General features: G+C 66.3%; 20 protein-coding genes and 1 pseudogene. 12 read left to right on the top strand and 9 right to left on the bottom strand.

The features are described 5' to 3' along the window. Positions 1–64 precede the first annotated feature (64 nt). Entirely contained in the window at positions 65–775 is a 711-nt protein-coding gene (locus F1193_RS06470; RefSeq protein WP_150096859.1) for an NAD-dependent deacylase, read from the bottom strand. A 459-nt stretch (positions 776–1,234) separates the two neighbouring features. Then, the gene (gene ctrA / locus F1193_RS06465) at positions 1,235–1,936 is read right to left on the bottom strand and encodes a response regulator transcription factor CtrA (protein WP_150096858.1); all 702 of its coding nucleotides are present in this window, start codon (positions 1,934–1,936) and stop codon (positions 1,235–1,237) included. A 376-nt stretch (positions 1,937–2,312) separates the two neighbouring features. Here ctrA and fliI point away from each other — a divergent pair, with 376 nt between their 5' ends. Continuing rightward, complete coding sequence (gene fliI / locus F1193_RS06460) at positions 2,313–3,641, top strand: flagellar protein export ATPase FliI (protein ID WP_150096857.1); 1,329 nt, start codon at positions 2,313–2,315, stop codon at positions 3,639–3,641. Between the two features lie 332 nt (positions 3,642–3,973). Then, positions 3,974–4,381 carry a flagellar export protein FliJ gene (gene fliJ, locus F1193_RS06455; RefSeq protein WP_150096856.1) on the top strand — a complete coding sequence of 136 codons (408 nt, stop codon included), beginning with the start codon at positions 3,974–3,976 and terminating at the stop codon, positions 4,379–4,381. 322 nt (positions 4,382–4,703) lie between these two features. Here fliJ and F1193_RS06450 read toward each other — a convergent pair whose 3' ends face one another. After that, positions 4,704–5,120, bottom strand: a complete 417-nt coding sequence (locus F1193_RS06450) for a hypothetical protein (protein ID WP_150096855.1) — start codon at positions 5,118–5,120, stop codon at positions 4,704–4,706. 569 nt (positions 5,121–5,689) lie between these two features. On the opposite strand from F1193_RS06450, the gene F1193_RS06445 reads away from it, so the two are divergent. From F1193_RS06445 to F1193_RS06420, 6 genes are all read left to right on the top strand, one after another. Next, positions 5,690–6,727, top strand: coding sequence for a TRAP transporter substrate-binding protein (locus F1193_RS06445; protein ID WP_150096854.1), 1,038 nt, complete (start codon positions 5,690–5,692; stop codon positions 6,725–6,727). A 468-nt stretch (positions 6,728–7,195) separates the two neighbouring features. Beyond that, positions 7,196–7,846 (top strand): TRAP transporter small permease, encoded by a 651-nt coding sequence (locus F1193_RS06440; RefSeq protein WP_150096853.1) that lies wholly within the window; start codon positions 7,196–7,198, stop codon positions 7,844–7,846. A 35-nt stretch (positions 7,847–7,881) separates the two neighbouring features. Next, complete coding sequence (locus tag F1193_RS06435) at positions 7,882–9,168, top strand: TRAP transporter large permease (protein ID WP_425457213.1); 1,287 nt, start codon at positions 7,882–7,884, stop codon at positions 9,166–9,168. Between the two features lie 97 nt (positions 9,169–9,265). Beyond that, positions 9,266–10,018 carry a B3/B4 domain-containing protein gene (locus tag F1193_RS06430; RefSeq protein WP_246164169.1) on the top strand — a complete coding sequence of 251 codons (753 nt, stop codon included), beginning with the start codon at positions 9,266–9,268 and terminating at the stop codon, positions 10,016–10,018. 305 nt (positions 10,019–10,323) lie between these two features. Next, positions 10,324–10,944, top strand: a complete 621-nt coding sequence (gene bchJ / locus F1193_RS06425) for a bacteriochlorophyll 4-vinyl reductase (RefSeq protein ID WP_150096851.1) — start codon at positions 10,324–10,326, stop codon at positions 10,942–10,944. 412 nt (positions 10,945–11,356) lie between these two features. Further along, a complete protein-coding gene (locus tag F1193_RS06420) occupies positions 11,357–11,827 on the top strand; it encodes a MarR family winged helix-turn-helix transcriptional regulator (RefSeq protein ID WP_150096850.1) in 471 nt (156 codons plus the stop codon). Positions 11,828–11,854: 27 nt separating this feature from the next. On the opposite strand, the gene F1193_RS06415 is transcribed toward F1193_RS06420, so the two are convergent. From F1193_RS06415 to F1193_RS06390, 6 genes are all read right to left on the bottom strand, one after another. Next, a complete protein-coding gene (locus F1193_RS06415) occupies positions 11,855–12,961 on the bottom strand; it encodes an ATP-dependent DNA helicase (RefSeq protein ID WP_150096849.1) in 1,107 nt (368 codons plus the stop codon). A 266-nt stretch (positions 12,962–13,227) separates the two neighbouring features. Continuing rightward, on the bottom strand, positions 13,228–13,599 hold the full coding sequence (locus tag F1193_RS06410; RefSeq protein ID WP_150096848.1) for a hypothetical protein: 372 nt from the start codon (positions 13,597–13,599) through the stop codon (positions 13,228–13,230). A gap of 393 nt (positions 13,600–13,992) precedes the next feature. After that, positions 13,993–14,631: a hypothetical protein gene (locus F1193_RS06405; protein WP_170263421.1), complete on the bottom strand. Its 639-nt coding sequence runs from the start codon at positions 14,629–14,631 to the stop codon at positions 13,993–13,995. Between the two features lie 237 nt (positions 14,632–14,868). Beyond that, positions 14,869–15,636 (bottom strand): SIMPL domain-containing protein, encoded by a 768-nt coding sequence (locus tag F1193_RS06400; protein WP_150096846.1) that lies wholly within the window; start codon positions 15,634–15,636, stop codon positions 14,869–14,871. A 307-nt stretch (positions 15,637–15,943) separates the two neighbouring features. Then, positions 15,944–16,285, bottom strand: coding sequence for a BrnA antitoxin family protein (locus F1193_RS06395; RefSeq protein ID WP_246164168.1), 342 nt, complete (start codon positions 16,283–16,285; stop codon positions 15,944–15,946). After that, entirely contained in the window at positions 16,272–16,625 is a 354-nt protein-coding gene (locus F1193_RS06390; RefSeq protein ID WP_210247310.1) for a BrnT family toxin, read from the bottom strand. Before F1193_RS06390 ends, F1193_RS06395 begins: the two co-directional genes overlap by 14 nt. Positions 16,626–16,871: 246 nt before the next feature. Between F1193_RS06390 and F1193_RS06385 the strand changes: the two genes are divergently transcribed. The 4 genes and pseudogenes from F1193_RS06385 (at position 16,872) to F1193_RS06370 (ending at position 19,423) form a co-directional block, all read left to right on the top strand. Beyond that, positions 16,872–17,123 carry a type II toxin-antitoxin system Phd/YefM family antitoxin gene (locus F1193_RS06385; RefSeq protein ID WP_150096845.1) on the top strand — a complete coding sequence of 84 codons (252 nt, stop codon included), beginning with the start codon at positions 16,872–16,874 and terminating at the stop codon, positions 17,121–17,123. Beyond that, entirely contained in the window at positions 17,104–17,523 is a 420-nt protein-coding gene (locus F1193_RS06380) for a hypothetical protein (RefSeq protein ID WP_246164167.1), read from the top strand. Before F1193_RS06385 ends, F1193_RS06380 begins: the two co-directional genes overlap by 20 nt. An 80-nt stretch (positions 17,524–17,603) precedes the next feature. After that, positions 17,604–17,810: pseudogene (locus F1193_RS06375) on the top strand (transposase); the annotation flags it as partial. 740 nt (positions 17,811–18,550) lie between these two features. After that, positions 18,551–19,423: a YicC/YloC family endoribonuclease gene (locus F1193_RS06370; protein ID WP_150096915.1), complete on the top strand. Its 873-nt coding sequence runs from the start codon at positions 18,551–18,553 to the stop codon at positions 19,421–19,423. The last annotated feature ends 25 nt before the right edge of the window (positions 19,424–19,448 follow it).

The raw sequence follows: 19,448 nt of genomic DNA, 5'->3' as shown, positions 1-19,448 counted from the left end.
TTCGGAAACGGGCTATTCTTGCGATCGGAATACGGTTTCCCGGCTGGATCGGCCGGAAACCGCATCACGCGCCTGCGAGCAGCTGTGCGACCCAGGCCGGCACCGCCTCGCTCGCCGGGCCGTAGCGCCGCTCGTCGAACAGGTGCGCGTTGTCGGACGGCTCCAGGTTGATCTCGCAGGTGCGGATGCCGGCCGCCCTGGCCTCGAACACGAAGCCCGCCGCCGGGTAGACCGAGCCCGAGGTGCCGATGGCCACGAACAGATCGGCCGACATCAGCCCCGCCTCGATCCGGTCCATGCCGAGCGGCATCTCGCCGAACCAGACCACGTGCGGGCGCATCTCGCCTTCGCTGGCGCAGGCCGGGCAGGGGGTCTCGACGCCGAGGTCGGCACACCAGTCCGCCACCGCCCCACACCGCGCGCAGCGCGCCTTCAGCAGCTCGCCGTGCATGTGGAGGACGCGCTTCGATCCGGCGCGCTCGTGCAGGTCGTCGATGTTCTGGGTCACGAGCAAGAGCTCGGCCCCGCGCGCGGACAGCCCCTCTTCGAGGCGCGCCAAGGCGAGGTGGGCCGCGTTCGGCGTCGCCTCGATCAGGTTGCGGCGGCGCGCATTGTAGAAGGCGTGCACGTAGGCGGGATCGGCGGCAAAGGCTTCGGGCGTTGCGAGCTTCATGGGGTCGAACTTGGCCCAGATGCCCGTCCCGGCCTTGTCGCGGAAGGTGCCGAGGCCGCTCTCGGCTGAGACGCCAGCCCCGGTGAGTACAATGATGCGCATCGCCCGCTCCTGTCGAAGGCGGTCCGGCCCCCGGTCGTCGCTCGTGAGCGACGCCGTCGGCCGTCTCATACGGCCTGCAGGTGATCCCTTCGAGACGCGGGAAACGATTTCACCGAAAAATCCGCGCTCAGGAAGGGATTTTTCGGCGAACGGCGTTCGGTTCTCCGGCCCTGCGGGCCGGAAACCGCCTCATGCGGTCGGCATAAGGCCATCCTGCGTGGATGGGAGCCTGCGGGTCCAGGCGGCCTGGCGGGAACGGCCCCCGTCGTCGCCGGGCTTGTCCCGGCGATCCCGACACCCGATCATCCCGCCTGCCGCCAAGTTTTTCCTGCCGCCAAGTTTTTCCTGCCGCCAAGTTTTTCCTGCCGCCAAGTTTTTCCTGCCGCGACCGATTTCCCGCCGCACGAACAAAAGGCCCCGCGCGAGCGGGGCCAGGACGGGGGCTTGCGGAAGAGGGTCTCAGGCTGGAATGCGTTCGTCGTTGTCGGACGGCTCGCGCAGCACGTAGCCGCGGCCCCACACGGTCTCGATGTAGTTCTTGCCGTTGGAGGCGTTGGCCAGCTTCTTGCGCAGCTTGCAGATGAAGACGTCGATGATCTTCAGCTCCGGCTCGTCCATGCCGCCATAGAGATGGTTGAGGAACATCTCCTTGGTCAGCGTCGTGCCCTTGCGCAGGCTGAGGAGCTCCAGCATCTGGTACTCCTTGCCGGTGAGGTGGACGCGGGCGCCGTGCACCTCGACGGTCTTGGTATCGAGATTGACGATGAGATCGCCGGTGGCGATGACCGACTGGGCGTGACCCTTCGACCGGCGCACGATGGCGTGGATGCGCGCGATCAGCTCGTCCTTGTGGAACGGCTTGGTGAGGTAGTCGTCGGCGCCGAAGCCGAGGCCCTTGACCTTGTCCTCGATGCCGGCGAGGCCGGAGAGGATCAGGATCGGCGTCTTCACCTTGGAGACGCGCAGGGTGCGCAGCACCTCATAACCGGACATGTCCGGCAAATTGAGGTCGAGCAGAATGATGTCGTAGTCGTAGAGCTTGCCAAGGTCCACGCCTTCCTCACCGAGGTCGGTCGTATAGACGTTGAAGCTCTCCGACTTGAGCATCAATTCGATGCTCTGCGCGGTCGCGCTGTCGTCCTCAATCAGCAGGACACGCATAAGTATCCCCTTCCCGCCAAAAAGCGGCGACCCGGACCCCAGCCGCTCGTCACACGAACTCGGTTCGGAACAATCGATTCGATCCTAACGAACGATGGTTAACAAAGTCTGATTCGCTGGGGCAATAGGCCCCTGCACGACTCCTTACGAATCACGCTAAGATTCGTCCATCGACCGCGTTTCGCAACCGCACCCTGTTCATGCATCGCCGGAGGAATTCCGGATAAATGGCTTGCCCGTTGAGACCTTTGGCTGCGGCTGCCGATCGTCTCCCCGAACCGGATCAATGATTAACGAGGCGGGTAAACAAATCGTTTACTCCGGGGGCGGGTTTGCGGCGATCCACGGAAATGCGGCCAATCAAGGGAACACGGGCATGAAGGCGCTTGCCGAGCAGATCGCCGAGGTCGGTGCCGTCGAGATTTTCGGCCGCGTCGCCACCGTGCGCGGCCTGCTGGTCGAGGTGGCGGGGCCGGTGAACTCGATGCCGATCGGCGCGCGCATCTCGGTGGAGACCGCGCCGGGGCGCTCGATTCCCTGCGAGGTGGTCGGCTTCGTCGCCGGCCGGGCGCTGCTGATGCCGTTCTCGGACCTCGAGGGCGTGCGGCGCGGCTGCCGGGCCATCGTCTCGCCGGTGGTGCCGAGCGTGCGGCCCTCGGCCGGCTGGCTCGGCCGGGTCGTCAACGCCATGGGCGAGCCGGTCGACGGCAAGGGGCCGCTGCCGCCGGGCGCCGAGCCCTATCCGTTCCGCAATGCGCCGCCCTCCGCCCACGCCCGGCGCCGGGTCGGCGCGCCGCTCGATCTCGGGGTGCGGGCGCTGAACACGTTCCTCACCTGCTGCCGCGGCCAGCGCATGGGCATCTTCGCCGGCTCGGGCGTCGGCAAGTCGGTGCTGCTGTCGATGCTGGCCAAGAACACCGTGGCCGACGTGTCGGTGATCGGGCTGGTCGGCGAGCGCGGCCGCGAGGTCAAGGAGTTCCTGGAGGACGACCTCGGCGAGGAGGGCTTGAAGCGCGCCGTGGTGGTGGTCGCCACCTCCGACGAGCCGGCGCTGATGCGCCGGCAGGCGGCCTATCTCACGCTGGCGATCGCCGAATATTTCCGCGACCAGGGCGCGGACGTGCTGTGCATGATGGATTCGGTCACCCGCTTCGCCATGGCGCAGCGCGAGATCGGGCTGTCCACCGGCGAGCCGCCGACCGCCAAGGGCTATACCCCCACCGTGTTCACCGAGCTGCCGCGGCTGCTGGAGCGCGCCGGCCCCGGCGTCGGCGAGGGCACCATCACCGGCATCTTCTCGGTGCTGGTCGACGGTGACGACCACAACGAGCCGGTGGCCGACGCGGTGCGCGGCATTCTCGACGGCCATATCGTGATGGAGCGCTCGATCGCCGAGCGCGGGCGCTATCCGGCGATCAATATATTGAAGTCGGTGTCGCGGACCATGCCGCGCGCCTGCGACCCCGCCCACTGGCCGGCCGTGCAGCGCGCCAAGAGGCTGCTGGCCACCCATGCCGACATGGAGGAGCTGATCCGGCTCGGCGCCTACCGGGCCGGCGCCAGCGCCGAGGTGGATGAGGCGATCGGTCTCAATCCGGCGCTGGAGGCGTTTTTGGCCCAGGCCAAGGACGATTCGACCTCGCTCGCCGAGGGCTATCGCCGCCTGGCCGAGATCGTCGGCACGGCCACGCCGGGATCGAAATAACGTAACGGTAGGTTGCTGGCGGGGCCGCCGGCTATCGCAGATCGATCTTAAGGTTTACCGGAGATCACCTTGGGATCCTCGGCAAGCCAGCCTGCCTTATGCTGTTGTTTTGGCAGGACATTGTTGTGGGCGCGCTTCGACGCTCCGACCCCTGAAGCCCGATTGCGGGTCTGCCGCAAGCCAAGGCGAAGCCGCGCCTGCGGCCGGATTTTGCATCGGCGGTTTCCTGGTAACCAAAGTTCAACGCCTCGACCCTATGGTCAGGGCGTTCGACCGCATCCTGCCGTTGTCCCGATCTCGAAGGCGATCTGCCGCATTTCAGTGTCGAGTCCATGAAGTCGCGTGAAACGCTCATCCGATTGAAACGCTTCCAGGTCGACGAACGTCGCCGGCATGTGGTTCAGATCGAGTCCATGATCGCCGATTTCGAGCGGATGGCCACCGATCTCGACCGCGAGATCCTGACCGAGCAGGACCGCGCCGGCATCGACGATCCCGGCCATTTCGCCTATCCGACCTACGCCAAGGCGGCGATGACGCGGCGCGACAATCTGCGCCGGTCGGCCGATGAGTTGCGTGCCCAGCTCGACGACGCCCGCGCGCAATTGGGCGAGGCGTTCGAGGAGCTGAAGAAGGTCGAGATCCTGGAAGAACGCGACCAGGAACGCGAGCGCCTCGTCGAGGCGGCGCGCGAGCAGGTCGAGCTCGACCGCATCGGCGCCCAGTTGCGCCACGCCTGATATCGACGGCCGGGCTGTCGCTGCCGTTGGCATGATCGGAGTTCCGGCCCCCGCAGGCCGGACGTCCGCCTGCAACCTCCCTGACACGGATCAGCGCTCCCTTGCCGGCCTCCCCGGCGAGGGATTTGCCGTTGGCGCTCCTTCTGATGGGGCGGGATGTGCGCCCGCGGCGCCGCTCGGCCGCTGGCGTCGGCGGCCAAGCTTGCGGCGTGTCCCCATCGCGTGGGCGGGCGGCGGACGAAAAAAGAAGCCCCTCACGCAGGGGCGGGAGGGGCTAGAGGGGAGGTTATACGAAATCGGAGGGTGCGGTCGGCCGGCGCGCTCACCGGATGAGGTGATCGGTCGCCTCCTGATGCTGCACGATGACCTTCGGGGCCGGCCGCGCGATCTCGGGCGCGCTGGCCGACAGGGTGATCGTCGCACGGGTTTCGGTCGTCATCTGCGGCGCGTGGGCCAGGATCGCGGCGAGCGTGACGACGATGCCGAGCCCGAGTGCCGCCACCACGCCGATGCGCAGATCCGTGTCCTTCGAGCTCGAAATCAGGTTTCCGGTCATCGTCCTGCTCGCCATCGTCCTGCCTCGCTGTCCCAATGCCCCGTCGCGCTTTTCCGCTATGTCCCGTCCGGGCTCAGCACTCTGTCGCGCTGGCACGCGGATGGGTTCGACGTGTTGCTGAATTGACGCACGAGCCGGGAATTTGTTCCATGCCATTTTTGCGCCATACTTACTTTTGGCCATGCCTATTTTTCGCCACAATCGGCGGTGTCCGGCGGCGCCTCTCCGGTCAGCCAGGGGCTGGTGCCGGGGCGCCGGTCCTTCCCGTGCCGGCCGTCAGTGTTGAAGCATCATCTCGGCAAGAAGCTAGCGCTATACTTTGAAACAATCACTGATTAATATATGTTAGGGTTTCGTGAGGTAAATTTGCTGCTGTATATTATGAGGCTTTCGATTCATGTTTGATTAAATATGCTGCGTCCGTGCTGCCGGCATCATCGGCGTGAGGCGGCGTTTCGGCGATTTCGCCACATCTTCAGTCGAGCGGGCTTGGACGCTGCAGCGGAAACGTCCGGGTCGAAACGGTTGGGCCGCGCCGGTGCGGCGGCGTCCGCCGCTCACACGGGGGTGGCCACAGGCAGGCTTGGCGGCACGCCCGGAGGGCCGGAAATCCTCCGCCCCTCCGGCCCTGCGCAAGATGGTGGCCGGAGGTTCATTTCAAGAGGCGGATACGGAAATCCCTAATGGCGAATGCCTTCCGTTCCTGACTAGTTGGTTGCTGGGCCAACCAGTCCTGCTACGAGGAACCGCTCATGAAAAATACAAGGCTCGCGCCTCGCGCGGCAGCATTACTTGGCGCTGCGGCATTCGCTGCCGCTGCGGTAATTCTTGCGTTGTCGCCGCAGTCGGCAAGCGCCGAACAGCCGATCGTCATCAAGTTCAGCCACGTGGTGGCGCCGGACACCCCGAAGGGCAAAGGCGCGGAGCGTTTCCGGGACTTGGCGGAGAAATACACCGACGGCGCGGTCAAGGTTGAGGTCTATCCCAACTCCCAGCTCTACAAGGACAAGGAGGAGCTGGAGGCGCTGCAGCTTGGGGCGGTGCAGATGCTGGCGCCCTCGCTGGCCAAGTTCGGCCCGCTCGGCGTGCGCGAGTTCGAGGTGTTCGACCTACCTCTCATCTTCCCCGACAAGGACGCGCTGCGGAAGATCACCAACGGCCCGATCGGCAAGGAACTGCTGGCCAAGCTCGAACCCAAGGGCATCGTCGGGCTCGCCTATTGGGACAACGGCTTCAAGGTGATGAGCGCCAACCGGCCGCTCAAGACGCCGGACGACTTCCTCGGCCTCAAGATGCGCATCCAGTCCTCCAAGGTGCTGGAGGCGCAGATGAAGGCGCTGGGCGCGGTGCCGCAGGTGATGGCGTTCTCGGAAGTCTATCAGGCGCTGCAGACCGGCGTGGTCGACGGCACCGAGAACCCGCCCTCCAACATGTATACGCAGAAGATGCACGAGGTGCAGTCGAACGCCACGCTCTCCAATCACGGCTATCTCGGCTATGCGGTGATCGCCAACAAGGCGTTCTGGGACGGGCTCAAGCCCGAGGTCCGCGAAGGCCTGGAGAAGGCGATGGCGGAAGCCACCGAGTACGCCAACTCGATCGCCCAGCAGGAGAACGACGGTTCGCTGGCGGCGATGAAGGCGGCCGGCAAGACGGTCTTCCACGAGCTCACGCCCAAGGAGAAGGAGGCGTGGATCAAGGCGCTGCTGCCGGTGCACGAGGAGATGGCGAGCCGCATCGGCGCCGATCTCATCGCCCGCACGCAGAAGGAAACCGGCCTCGTCCCGTGAGGCTTCATCCCGGCGGCCCGGCGTTCTCGCCGGGCCGTTTCGCTTCCGGCCAGCCGTGGGTTGGGGCGACGCGCTCCGGTGGTTTCCGGGTGATATCGGCCCGGAAGGGCCGTCGACCGGGAGCGGCGATCCTCCCTCTCCCCTTGCGGGTGAGGGTGGCGAGACCGAGCGAATGCGAGGTCGAGCCGGGTGAGGGGTATGTACGGGTGAACGCTGGAAGATTTACCCCTCACCCGCCTCGCGATCTGACGATCGCTCGGCACCCTCTCCCGCAAGGGGAGAGGGAAGTGGCCCGCCGCGCCGATCTTCCGGAAACCGCACACGAGCGGGACTTGCGGCGATCGGCGGCGGACCGTCAGCGCGGCCGGCGGCCTCTGCAACGATGCGCCGGCACGGCCCACGAGCCGGCCGGCCGAACCGACCGGCCCAACCAACCTGCCGAGGACACCTGCCGAGGACGCCTGCGTGATGCTGAGACTGCTCGACCGGCTTGAAGAGACGCTGATCGCGACGCTGATGGCCGCGGCCACCATCGTCATCTTCGTCGCCGTCGCCCATCGCTACAGCCTGGGCGGCATCGCGTCCGTGTTCAATTACGGCCGCGCCCACGACATCGGCTGGCTGACCGATGTCGGGCGCGCCGGCTTCATGTGGCTGCGCAGCATCAACCTCACCTGGGCGCAGGAACTGTGCATCTACATGTTCGTGTGGATGGCCAAGTTCGGTGCCGCCTATGGCGTGCGCACCGGCGTGCATGTCGGCGTCGACGTGCTGGTCAACCGGCTGTCGCCCGAGCGGCGGCGCAAGGTGGTGCTGTTCGCGCTGATGTGCGGCGCGCTGTTCACCGGCATCGTCGGCACGCTGGGCGCCACGTTCGTGTGGGAGATGGCCCACACCCAGCAGGTCTCGGCCGACCTCGAAGTGCCGATGTGGCTCGTCTATCTGTGCGTGCCGCTCGGCTCCTACCTGATGTGCTTCCGCTTCCTCCAGGTCGCCTGGACCTTCTGGTTCACGGGTGACCTGCCCCATCACGACCATGCCTATGTCGAGGGCATGACGGAGGAGGACGGAACGCCGGCCGGCACCGGCCATCATCCCGGCGAGGAGGTGAAGCCGTGAACGTCGCCATCATCTTCGGCCTCCTTGTCGCCTTGATGCTGACGGGGATGCCCATCTCGATCGCGCTGGGCCTCACCGTTCTCACCTTCCTGTTCACCCTGACCAGCGTGCCGATCGAGTCGGTGGCGCTGAAGCTGTTCACCGGCATCGAGAAGTTCGAGATCATGGCGATCCCGTTCTTCATCCTGGCCGGCAACTTTCTGACCCATGGCGGCGTTGCCCGCCGCATGATCGCCTTCGCCTCTTCGATGGTCGGCCATTGGTATGGCGGCCTCGGGCTCGCCGGCGTCATGGCCTGCGCGCTGTTCGCAGCCGTGTCGGGCTCCTCGCCCGCCACCGTGGTGGCGATCGGCTCGATCATCCTGCCGGCGATGCAGAAGCAGGGCTTTCCGCCGCGCTTCGGCGCCGGCGTCGTCGCCACCTCCGGCGCGCTCGGCATCCTGATTCCGCCCTCGATCGTGATGGTGATGTATGCCGTGGCCACCGCCGGCCAGGTGGTCACCGGCCCGGAGGGCGAGCGGGTCACGTCCGCGTCGGTCGGGCAGTTGTTCATGGCCGGCGTCATCCCCGGCCTGATGCTGGCCACGCTGCTCGGGCTCACCACCTTCTACCGCGCCTGGAAGTTCGACTATCCGCGCATGCCGAAGGTGAGCTGGGCCGAGCGCTGGACCTCGTTCCGCGAGGCGATCTGGGGCCTGCTGCTCATCGCCATCGTCATTGGCGGCATCTATTCCGGCGCCTTCACGCCGACGGAGGCCGCGGCGATGAGCGCGGTCTACGCCTTCGTCATCGCCGTGTTCGTCTACAAGGACATGCGGCTGCGCGACGTGCCGCGCGTGCTGCTGGCGTCCGCCAACACCTCGGCGATGCTGCTCTACATCATCACCAATGCGGTGCTGTTCTCGTTCCTGATGACGCACGAGAACATTCCCCAGGCCATGGCGGCGTGGATCGTCGACACCGGCGTCGGCTGGATCGGCTTCCTGCTGTTCGTCAACATCCTGCTGCTGCTGGCCGGCAATGTGATGGAGCCGTCCTCGATCGTGCTGATCATGGCGCCGATCCTGTTCCCGGTGGCGGTGAAGCTCGGCATCGACCCGATCCATTTCGGCATTCTGATCGTGGTCAATATGGAGGTCGGCATGTGCCACCCCCCTGTGGGGCTCAACCTCTATGTCGCCTCCAGCATCACCAGGATGGGCATCACCGAGCTGACGATCGCGGTGTGGCCGTGGCTGCTCACCATGCTCGGCTTCCTGGTGGCGGTGACCTACGTGCCAGCAATCTCGCTGTGGCTGCCGCGGGCGCTGGGGATGATGTGAGAGGATGCTGTCGCCCCGGGCAGCGCGAAGCGCGGACCCGGGGCCGTCATCAGAAGACCGTTGAAATTCGAATCGCGAACCCGCCGAAAGGTCCTGCTTGCACTTTGCCGAGCTTGCACGTGGCCGCGGCGGCGGCCACAACGCCGCCATGCTGCTGTCGATCGAAGAGCTTCTGCCGCGCTTTCCCGCCATCCGCATCGCCGCGGTGGTGGCCGAGGATCTCACCATTCCGGCCGAACGGCCGCCGGATCTCGATGCGCTGATCGCTGATCGCGAGGCGGTCTGCCGCGCGCAGTGGGCGGGCCTGGAACTCTCCGCCATTCCCGGCATCGCGGCGTGGCGCGCCGCCTATAAGGGATTCGGCATCAAGTCGACCTCCTACCGCTCCTCGGTCGAGCGGCTGGTCAAGAACGTGCTGGCCGGCCGCAGCCTGCCGGCGATCAACGGCTTCGTCGACGCCTACAATGCGGTGTCGCTGGCGCACGTGCTGCCGGCCGGCGCCGACGATCTCGCCCAATTGGTGGGCGATGTCGCCTTCCGCTACGCGCGTGAGGGCGACAGCTTCGAGGACATGAGCGGCGAGGGCGAACTCGGCGGGCCGCCGAAGCCGGGCGAGGTGGTCTATGCCGATGCCGCCAAGGTGCTGTGCCGGCGCTGGAACTGGCGGCAGGATGGCCGCTCGGTGATCACGCCGGCCACCCGGCGGGCGCTGGTCACCCTGCAGTCCAACGGCTTTGGCGACGTTGCGGCGGCTGCCGACGATCTTTGCGGGCTGATCGCACGGTTCGCCGGTGGCCGGGCGCGGGTGGCGATCGCCGACGCCGATCAGCCGGTGATTCCGCTCGGCTGACCGGTGGCCCGGCCACGACTCCACAATTGTCAGGAAAAGTGTACGTTAAGCGCGCTTGACACTATTGCCGGCCGGACCTTGCCTCGCGGGGACGAGGGTGAGGCCGGCAGGCAATGTCGAGTCCGGCCGGTCAGGCCTTCGAGCCGTATTCCGATCGCCGAAAATCCCGTCATCGAGAGTTATTCGGAGAACTGGGGTTTTCGGTGAGACCGTTTCCGGCATCCCGAAGGGATCGGCCGGAAATCGAATAAGACATCCGGCGGGATGCAGTCCGGTGTTCCGGACGAGGGACGGAGGGGCATTTGTTGGATCGAGCGAACGGCAAGGGAGATTCGGGCGAAGAGGCAGCGCGCATCGGCCCGAACGCCATCATCCGGATTGCTGAGGCGCTGGAACGGGATGTCGGCCGGGATGGCGCGGAGAAGCTGCTCAAGGATGCGGGGCTGGAATCCTATATAGGCAATCCGCCGAGCCAGATGGTCGATGAGCGCGAGGTGACGCGATTGCATCAGGCCATGCGCGCCAAGCTGGGCGTGGAGCATGCGCGCGCGATCGCGCGCGAGGCCGGGCGCACCACCGGCGACTATCTTCTGGCCCACCGCATCCCGCGCGGCGTCCAGATCGTGCTGAAGATGCTGCCGCCCTCGGCCGCGGCGCGGCTGCTGTTTGCCGCCATCAGCCGCAATGCCTGGACGTTTGCCGGTGGCGGGGCGTTCCACGTGCTCGCCGGCACGCCGCTGCGCTTCACCATCGCCGGCGGGCCGATCAGCCGCGGCGCGACCAGCGACGTGCCGGTGTGCGACTATTATGCGGCGACGTTCGAGCGGCTGTTCCGGGCGCTGGTCAGCCCGGCGGCCACGGTGGTCGAGATCGCCTGCGAGGCGCTGGGCGACCCGGCCTGCGTGTTCGAGGTGCGCTGGGCGTGATGCGGTGTCCGGGTGATCGCGTCACGATCCCCGGAGGCCGCCTCGGCGACCATCCGCTTGTTCGATAACGGGATTTTCGACGAGACTGTTTCCGGGATCCCGAAGGGCTCGACCGGAAACCCTATGAAACAGGACGGGCCGCGCCGGCGGGGGCTGGCGCGGCCCGTTTCCGTAACGATACCCGAGGGGCGCGTAACGTTACGGTCTCTTGGTCTTCCCCACGACGGCGACCGGAGGACTCGCCGCACGTTTTGTGCTCACGGCGAAAAAATCGCGAACGATCTAATCGCGTGATGTATTCATCGCAGATCCGCGAATGACTGTCAAGTGCTTGCGATTGGATTGCGCGCGATTTATTCGTATGCAACGCTGCGCCGCCGCCTTGATGCGGCGGTGACCGACGAGGATGACGATGCCCGAGACCGCACGCCAGCCGCGTGGCGAGCCGCATGACGGCCCCTTTCTCGGCGATTTCGTCTGCTTTTCCATCTATTCGGCCTCGCTGGCGTTCAACCGCGTCTACAAGCCGCTGCTCGCCGAGATGGGGCTGACCTATCCGCAATATCTGGTGATGGTGGTGCTGTGGGAGGGCGACGACCGCACCGTGGGCGGCATCGGCGAGGTGCTGTCGCTCGACTCCAGCACGCTGACGCCGCTGCTCAAGCGCCTGGAAGGCATGGGACATTTGACGCGCGCGCGCGATTCGCACGATGAGCGCGTCGTGCGGGTGCGCCTCACCCCGGCCGGCCGCAATCTGCGCCTGAAGGCGCGGGTGGTTCCCGGCTGCATATTGGAGGCCACCGGCATGTCGATGGACGAGCTGCGCCGCCTGCAGGGCGAGATCGACGCGCTTCGCCGCAACCTCGAGGCGGCGAACGGGTAGGGCCGGCCCAGCTGCCAGTAATGGGCGCTACACCACCACGCACAGCCGTTTCGCGGCGCGGGTGATGCCGGTGTAGAGCCAGCGGGCGCGGCTGTCGGGGAAGGCGAAGCTTTCGTCGAACAGCACCACGTCGTCCCACTGCGAGCCCTGCGCCTTGTGGACGGTGAGCACGTAGCCGTAATCGAATTCGTCGAAGTTCCGGCGCATCTGCCAGTCGAGCTGCTCCAGCCCGCCGAGGAAGCACTCTGAGCGCACCGAGACCTTCAGCGGCTTGCGTCGGCCGTCGTCCTCCGGCTTCAGCACCATCTTGACCAGCGCCCGCGTGCGGCCGGGCGTGGCCTCGACCACCGACCACAGCGCGCCGTTGAACAGGCCCTTCTTGCGGTTGTTGCGCAGGCACACCAGCCGGTCTGAGGCGACCGGCATCGGGTCGGTGAAGCCGCGGTGCTCGCGCAGGCGCTGATTGTAGGCGCGCCTTGTGTTGTTGCGGCCGACCAGCACCTGCTCGGCGCCGATCACCCGCTTGGGATCGAGCGAATCGCGCCGCACCACCACCGTTTCGCCCCAGGCGCCGGGGGCAAGCTGGCCACCGGTGCGCACGGTCATCGACAGGCGGATGATCGGGTCGCCCGCCGCCTGGCGGTGGACCTCCTCCAGCATGGCGTCGGGCGGGGCATTGGTGAAGAAGCCGCCGCCCTGGATCGGCGGCAGCTGCGCCGGGTCGCCCAGCACCAGGAGCGGCACGCCGAAGGAGAGCAGGTCGCGCCCCAGCTCCTCGTCGACCATCGAGCACTCGTCGATGATGATCAGCCTGGCCTTGGAGGCCGGCGCGTCGTCCCAGAGCTGGAAGCTCGGCACCTCCTCCTCGCTCTCCTGCGCCCGGTAGATCAGCGAATGGATGGTGGAGGCGCCCTCGCAGCCGCGCTGGCGCATCACGCTCGCCGCCTTGCCGGTGAAGGCGGCGAATTTCACGGTTCCCTCAACGCCTTCGGCGATGTGGCGGGCCAGCGTGGTCTTGCCGGTGCCGGCATAGCCGAACAGCCGGAACACCTGCGTGGCGCCGTTGGGTCGATCTTTAAGCCAGCGCGCCACCGCGGTCAGCGCTGCGTCCTGTTCGGGGGTGAAGACGGGCATGCGCGACCATAGCCAATGGCGCAGAGTCGCGCGAGCCGATCTCATGACGGCCTGCTGGCGGCCTCTCTGGCGGCGACTTCGCGGCCTCCCGATACGGTTACCGGAACCCCCGAAGGGATCAAGCGCGGGCCCTGCAAAATATTGTTATATAACGTGATTTTCGACAGATGCCGCGGCGGGTCCCGACCCTTCGGGCTCGCACGAAATGAAGCCGCCGCCGGGCGGGGGGCTCGGCGGCGGCTTCGGACGCAGACGGGACGGTCGGTTCAGGGGCACACCTCGACGTCCCGCCACACGACGCGACCCGATCGGGTCACGACTCGGCGTTGCTCGATCCAGCATTCGGCGACATAGACCCCACGCGGTTGGGCGGCGAGGGCGCCGAGCGCCAGGCCGCCGAGCACGCCGGCGGCGACGGCACCGCCATTGTCCCAGCCGCGATAGTAGCCGCGGCCGTAATAGGGGCGGGGGCCGTAATAGGGGCCGGGCCGCGGACCATAGTGCCGAGGTCCGTAATGCCGGGATCCGTAATACTGGGCCTCAGCCGGCACGCTGGTGGCCACGCTGGCCCCACCTGCCAGCACCAGACCTGCCAAGCCGACGGCCAGAAACGTCTTCGTGCGGGGCCAGAGGGACATGATGTATGGTCCTTCGCATATCTTGTGTCTATCAAATAGATGGCGAGAAAAAACGTTCAAAATAAGACGGTCCGGAAGATGAATGGAATTTCATATTCCGAATTCAACGTCCTATGGCGAGGGGGCAGCAAGACCGTGGCCGCAATACATTCGACCAAATCTGCCGAGGCATTTTTCCCGCAGCCATTCGTATGCGCTCGGGCCACCTTGCGCGATTTCAAGAATTTATGCAATCACCCGTTATATTCACCGCAAGCACGCAATGGCGGCGACCGCTGCGGTTATCTGTTGATGGAGCGTCCGCCGATGGGAATGACCCGGTCGGACGCTCCAATTCTTGAGTTATCGCATTCTCTTGTCGCAAAACCGGTTCCCACTTTTGCGGAGAATGCTCTAGCGGCACCAGCAGCGGCGACCATTGATGTAATAAACCTGTCCGCCATACGAGGAGTAGAAGGGGTCGTCATAATAGTTGGCGGCATAATATGGGGAATTATATCCCCACGCCGGGGCGGTGACCGCGCCGAGCGCAAAGCCTGCGGCCGCCGCGCCCCACGGATTCCAGCTCCGGTAGCGCCAATCGTTGCGGTAACCCCAACGGTAGGCGCCGCCGTTCCAGCCGGCGCCGCGCCAGCCGCCGCCCCAAGCATTTCCACGCCAAGCATTTCCACGCCAGGCATTTCCACGCCAGGCATTTCCACGCCAAGCATTTCCACGCCAAGCGGCGCCGCGCCAAGCGTTCCCGCGCCAAGCGGCGCCACGATATGCACCGCCGCGATAGACGGCGCCACGATAGGCACCGCCGCGCCAAGCGGTACCGCGATAGCCGCCGCGGTAGATGGCGCCGCGATAGCCGCCGCCGCGCAAGGCCCTGCCGCGCGCGCCGCCGCGATAGTGGCCCCGCTGGGCCTCGGCGGGCGACGTCCAGGCGGTGGAAATCGCCGCGGTGGCCAGGGTGGTGACGGTCATCGTGGCGATGTTCATCGGCGAGGCGGTCAGCGTCAGCGCGGCAACGCCCGCCATCGCCGCCATTTGCGCTTGCCTGAAGGCTCGTTTGGCACAGGTCATTGCACGCTCCTCCCACACAACCCTATGCCGGTAGAACTCGGTGGGCGGATTATTGTTCGAGCGGGTGCGGAATAATGGTTCTGCAACGCGCCGCTGTGCCGCCGCATCGTCGCGTTACACTGGCAGGAGGGCACGCTGCGCCGCCGCATCTGCGCGTTATGCCGGCGCAGGGAGGCGTTGCGGCGGCGCTTGTCGCCGCTGTCAGTTATCCAGCTCCCAGGTCATCGAGATCTGCACCTTCACCGTCTGCTCGCCGGGGGCGATCGGCACCGCCATGGCATCGGCGGCGGCGGCGCGCATGGCCAGCGGCCGCGGCAGCGGCGGCGCATCAACTTCGGAGAGCGCCATCACCCGGCCGAGGCGGGTGCCGGCGGCGGTGGCGTAAAGCTCGGCCTTGCGGCGGGCGTCCTTCACGGCGTCGGCGCGCACGGAATCGCGCAGCTTGCCCTCGTCGGCGAGGCCGAAGCGGATGTCGGAAACCTGGTTGGCGCCGGCCGAGACCAGCTTGTCGAGCATCTCGCCGAGCTTGGCGGGGTCGGCGAGGCGCACGCTCACCTGGTTGGAGACGGTGTAGCCGGTGATGCGCGGGGTGCGTTCGCTGTTCTTGGGGGCGGGATAGGCCACCACCGGCTGCACCGACACGTTGCCGGTGCGGATGTCGGCATCCTCCAGGCCGGCGTCGCGCAGCATGCGCAGCACGTCGGTCATGGTGCGCGAATTGGCCGCCAGCGCGTCGCGGGCGCTCTTGCCCTGGGTGGTCACGCCAGCGGTGACGAAGGCGCGGTCGGGCGCCACCTCGAGCCGGGCCTCGCCGAGGACGGTGAGCAGGCGCGGGGCGGGCTGGGCGGCGAGCGGGCCGGCGAGCAGCAGCGATCCGGCGAGCGCCAGGATCAGGCGGGCGGCGGTTGCGGGGGCGATGGTCGCGCGGGCGCGGGTCGCGCGGGCGAGGGTCAGACGGGCAGGGGCCATGATGCACTCCGGGTTCGCCGCGAAGATTTGGCCCGGCTTGACGCCGTCTTCAAGGCCAAACTGTGAATCGGCGGCGAACTTTGCCCTCCCCCCGACTTGACGGCAAGTCATTGCGGCCGTGGGGGAAATATCCGTGCCTGGAGGGCAGGCGACGGGCGCAGGCGCGGTCGAATTCCGCAAGAACGCACCACCGCGGTTGATCCTCCTGATGCCGACAAAGAAGGAGTCCAGCAGCGCCGACAGGGGGGGCGAGAATGAAGTCTCAGAGCTAGAGCGTCCGCCCGGTTCAACGAGATCGACGGATGGTCTAGCCCGCCTTCCGGTGTGTTTCGACATAGCGCCGGAGAACCGCATTTATCCGGGTTTGGTAGCCCCGCCCGTGGGATTTGAACCAGCTAAGCACATCATCGTCGACGCCAAGGTGAATGTAGCGCTTGCGCGGCACCTTCATCGCTTCCGCCCATTGCTCATCGGTCATCGGCAGGGCGTCGGGGTCGTTCAAGGCGGCGGCTTCGATCTCTTCCTCGCTCATCGCGGCAAGCTTGGCGAAATCCGTTTTCCCGGCGCTCGGTCGCAAGCTACCATCAGGCTGCTTGACGTAGAGGTTGCCGTCTATCAGCACCGCCTCTGTCATTTCAGGATCGCTCATAGAGGGCCCTTTCCTTCAGGTTGGCTGCTCTGGCGGAGATGATGCGTGTTTTCTCTCCACGTGGCGTATAAACGATGCTCAAGATGATTTTTTCATAACGAGCAATCATAATAAACCGCTCCTCACCGTAGCTAAACCGATTATCTTGAATGTGCAGCGCACCCTCATCATCGAACGCGGGAGCGATATCCTCAAAATCAACGCCGTGCTTTTCAATGTTGGATAGGCGCTTGGCCTCATCCCATTCAAACTCATGCACATGATTTATTATTTTGTACATCATTATGTACATAGACGCAAGGCGTCTCTTCCAGGCTTCCGACAGGGCGTGAATCGGCACCGAACTTTGCCCTCCCCCCGACTTGACGGCAAGTCATTGCGGCCGTGGGGGAAAAATCCGTACCTGGAGGGCAGGCGACGGGCGCACCGATTGCTCCTGGGCGCAAGACAGAAGTGGACGCCGCCAAGGCGCGCGGTGCGAGAAGCCGGCTCCGCGGAAAGCTGTGGCCAGCTTGATCGGAAATGCCTATATTCTGCAAAATAGCTAATTGAGCTATTTTATGGATTAAGAGGTGTGGTGATGACAATGGCAAGCTTCACCCTGACAGACCTCGGCAACCGATCCGGTGAGGTTGTCGAAGCGGCGTTCCGCGGGCCGGTCGAGATCACGAAACGAGGCAAGCGCAAGTTCGTCCTGCTGACCGCCGAGCAATTCGATCGGCTGGTTCAAGGAAGCGCCCAACGCGCGTATCGCGTCGAGGATCTGACCGGTGCGGAGCGTGATGAAATCCTGGCGGGCCTCGATGCCGTCGTGCGGGATGATGGACGCAATGAGTGATCCCGAGCACGGTCAGGTCATCCTCTATTCGTACCTGTGGGCTCGGGAGCACGACCGCGGCGAGGAAAGCGGACGCAAGGTGCGGCCGACTTGCGTCATGCTGATTGTCGCCGGCAAGGACGGTCGCCAGAAGCCCTTGCTCTTCCCGATCACCAGCCGGCCTCCGGGGCCATCCACGCGCTTCGTCGAGATCCCGGAAACCGAGGCGCGGCGCGCCAAGCTCTATACGCCCGCTTGGGTGATCGTGGACGAATTCAACACCGACGACCTCAAGACATCCTGGGCGGTCGAGGATGCCGAGCCGCTCGGCCAGTTCTCGCGCAAGTTCATGTCACGGATTGCTGCCGAGACCGCCGCTGCCATTCGAGCAGGCGCCGTGAGGCGCGTACCGAGACGGTGATCGGATATCGCCGCATCAAAATGGGACTGTCCGAAATTTTGTGTGAGCGGCCATAACGAGCCCGGTGGAGGGGGCAGGCCGTGGTGATCAGCACGGACACGCTGGATCAGCGTCTGGAAGGGCGCGACCCCAAGGAGGTGTTTTCGAAGGACGGGCTGGTCGACAAGCGGAACAAGATGCTCGCCGAGCGGGCTTTGAAGGCCGAGCTCGACGAGCATCTTGACGGCGAGGCGGCATATGGCCTTCGCCATAGCCGCAATGGCTATTCGAAGACGAGCGTGCTGACCGAGCCCGTTCTCACCCGGATTGCCGGTCTCTCGCCGTGACCGTCACCGCCCGGCAGGCGGCGCAAACACGCCTCCCGGCGGGTAGATCGCCACAATGGCGGGGTTTTCCTGCCGTCCGATTCGCTTCGCGCGCTCCATCATTGGTCTCCCATGTTTCCGGAAGGCTCCTCAAACGGCCGGGGAGCCGCAGACTGCCTTCGGGGTTCGACCTGACGAGATACGGTCCGACCCGGCTGCCGGTTCATCTGCCGACCTGCGCCCGCGGTCGAACCGATCGAACCGTGCCGCCCAACCTGTCGTCCCGGACGGCGCGGGATGCGCAGCATCCGGCGCCGAGCCGGGACCGTGTTCCGGAAGGGGTGCCGCTTTCGGATGACGGCCCCGGGTCTCGCGTTGCTCGCCCGGGGCGACAGCCTCCCCCGGGCGCGCGTGGCGCAGCCACGCGAGGGAAGGGGGGCCAGGGGCCATGGCCGGATCGGTTCGGAGCGCCCGCAAAACCGGTTCCCACTTTTGCGGAGAATGGCTCTCTCGCGATGCATTCTCTGTTCGCAAAACCGGTTCCCACTTTTGCGGAGAATGCTTTAGGGTCCGGCCGCCCCGCCGACCCTGACTCGGCCCTGCAGCGGGGGGAGTGCGCCATGTCGCTTGCCAACTCGTCCCTTGCCAACTCGCCCCTTGCCAGCCCCACCCTTGCCAGCCCGTCTCCCAGCCCGGCCTCTGCCCCCGCGTCGGTCGCCAGCATGACCGGCTTCGCCCGCGCCGAGGGTGCGCTCTTCGGCACGAGCTGGGCGTGGGAGCTGCGCTCGGTCAACGGCAAGTCGCTGGATGTGCGCCTGCGCACCCCGCCGGGCTTCGAGGCGGTGGAGGCCAAGGTGCGCCCGCTGGTGCAGGGGCGCTTCGCCCGCGGCACCATCAATGCCACGCTGACGCTGCAGGCCTCCACCCGCGTCACCGAGGCGCGCATCAACGAGCCGGTGCTGGCGGCGGTGATCGAGGCGGCGCGCCTGATCGCCACCCGCATCGAGGCCGGCGCGCCCAGCGTCGACGGCCTCTTGGCGCTCAAGGGCGTGATCGAGATCGTCGAGGCCGAGCCGAGCGCCGAGCAGCGCACGGCGCTCGACGCGGCGATCCTGGCGAGCTTCGAGACCGCGCTCGACGCCCTGGCCGCGGCGCGGCTGTCAGAGGGCGCGGCGATCGGCGCGGTGCTGGGCGGCCGCGTCGACGAGATCGCCCGGCTGACGGGGCTGGCCGAAGCCTGTCCGGCGCGCACGCCCGACGCCATCCGCGCCCGCCTGACCGAGCAGGTGCGCGTGCTGCTGGAGGGCGCAAACGGCCTCGACCCCGACCGGCTGCACCAGGAGGCGGTGATGCTCGCCGCCAAGGCCGACGTGCGCGAGGAGCTCGACCGGCTGATGGCCCATGTCGCCCAGGCGCGCCGCCTGCTCACCGAGGGCGGGCCGGTCGGCCGCAAGCTCGATTTCCTGGCCCAGGAGTTCGGCCGCGAGGCCAACACGCTGTGCGCCAAGGCCAATGACGTGTCGCTGACCCAGATCGGCCTCGACCTCAAGCACGTCATCGACCAGTTCCGCGAGCAGGTCCAGAACCTGGAGTGAATCCAGAACTTGGAGTGAGACGTTG

It is taken from the genome of Blastochloris sulfoviridis, from assembly GCF_008630065.1.
In the GTDB taxonomy this organism is placed as follows: Bacteria; Pseudomonadota; Alphaproteobacteria; order Rhizobiales; family Xanthobacteraceae; genus Blastochloris; species Blastochloris sulfoviridis.
This window is presented reverse-complemented; position numbering and strand designations above follow the sequence as displayed.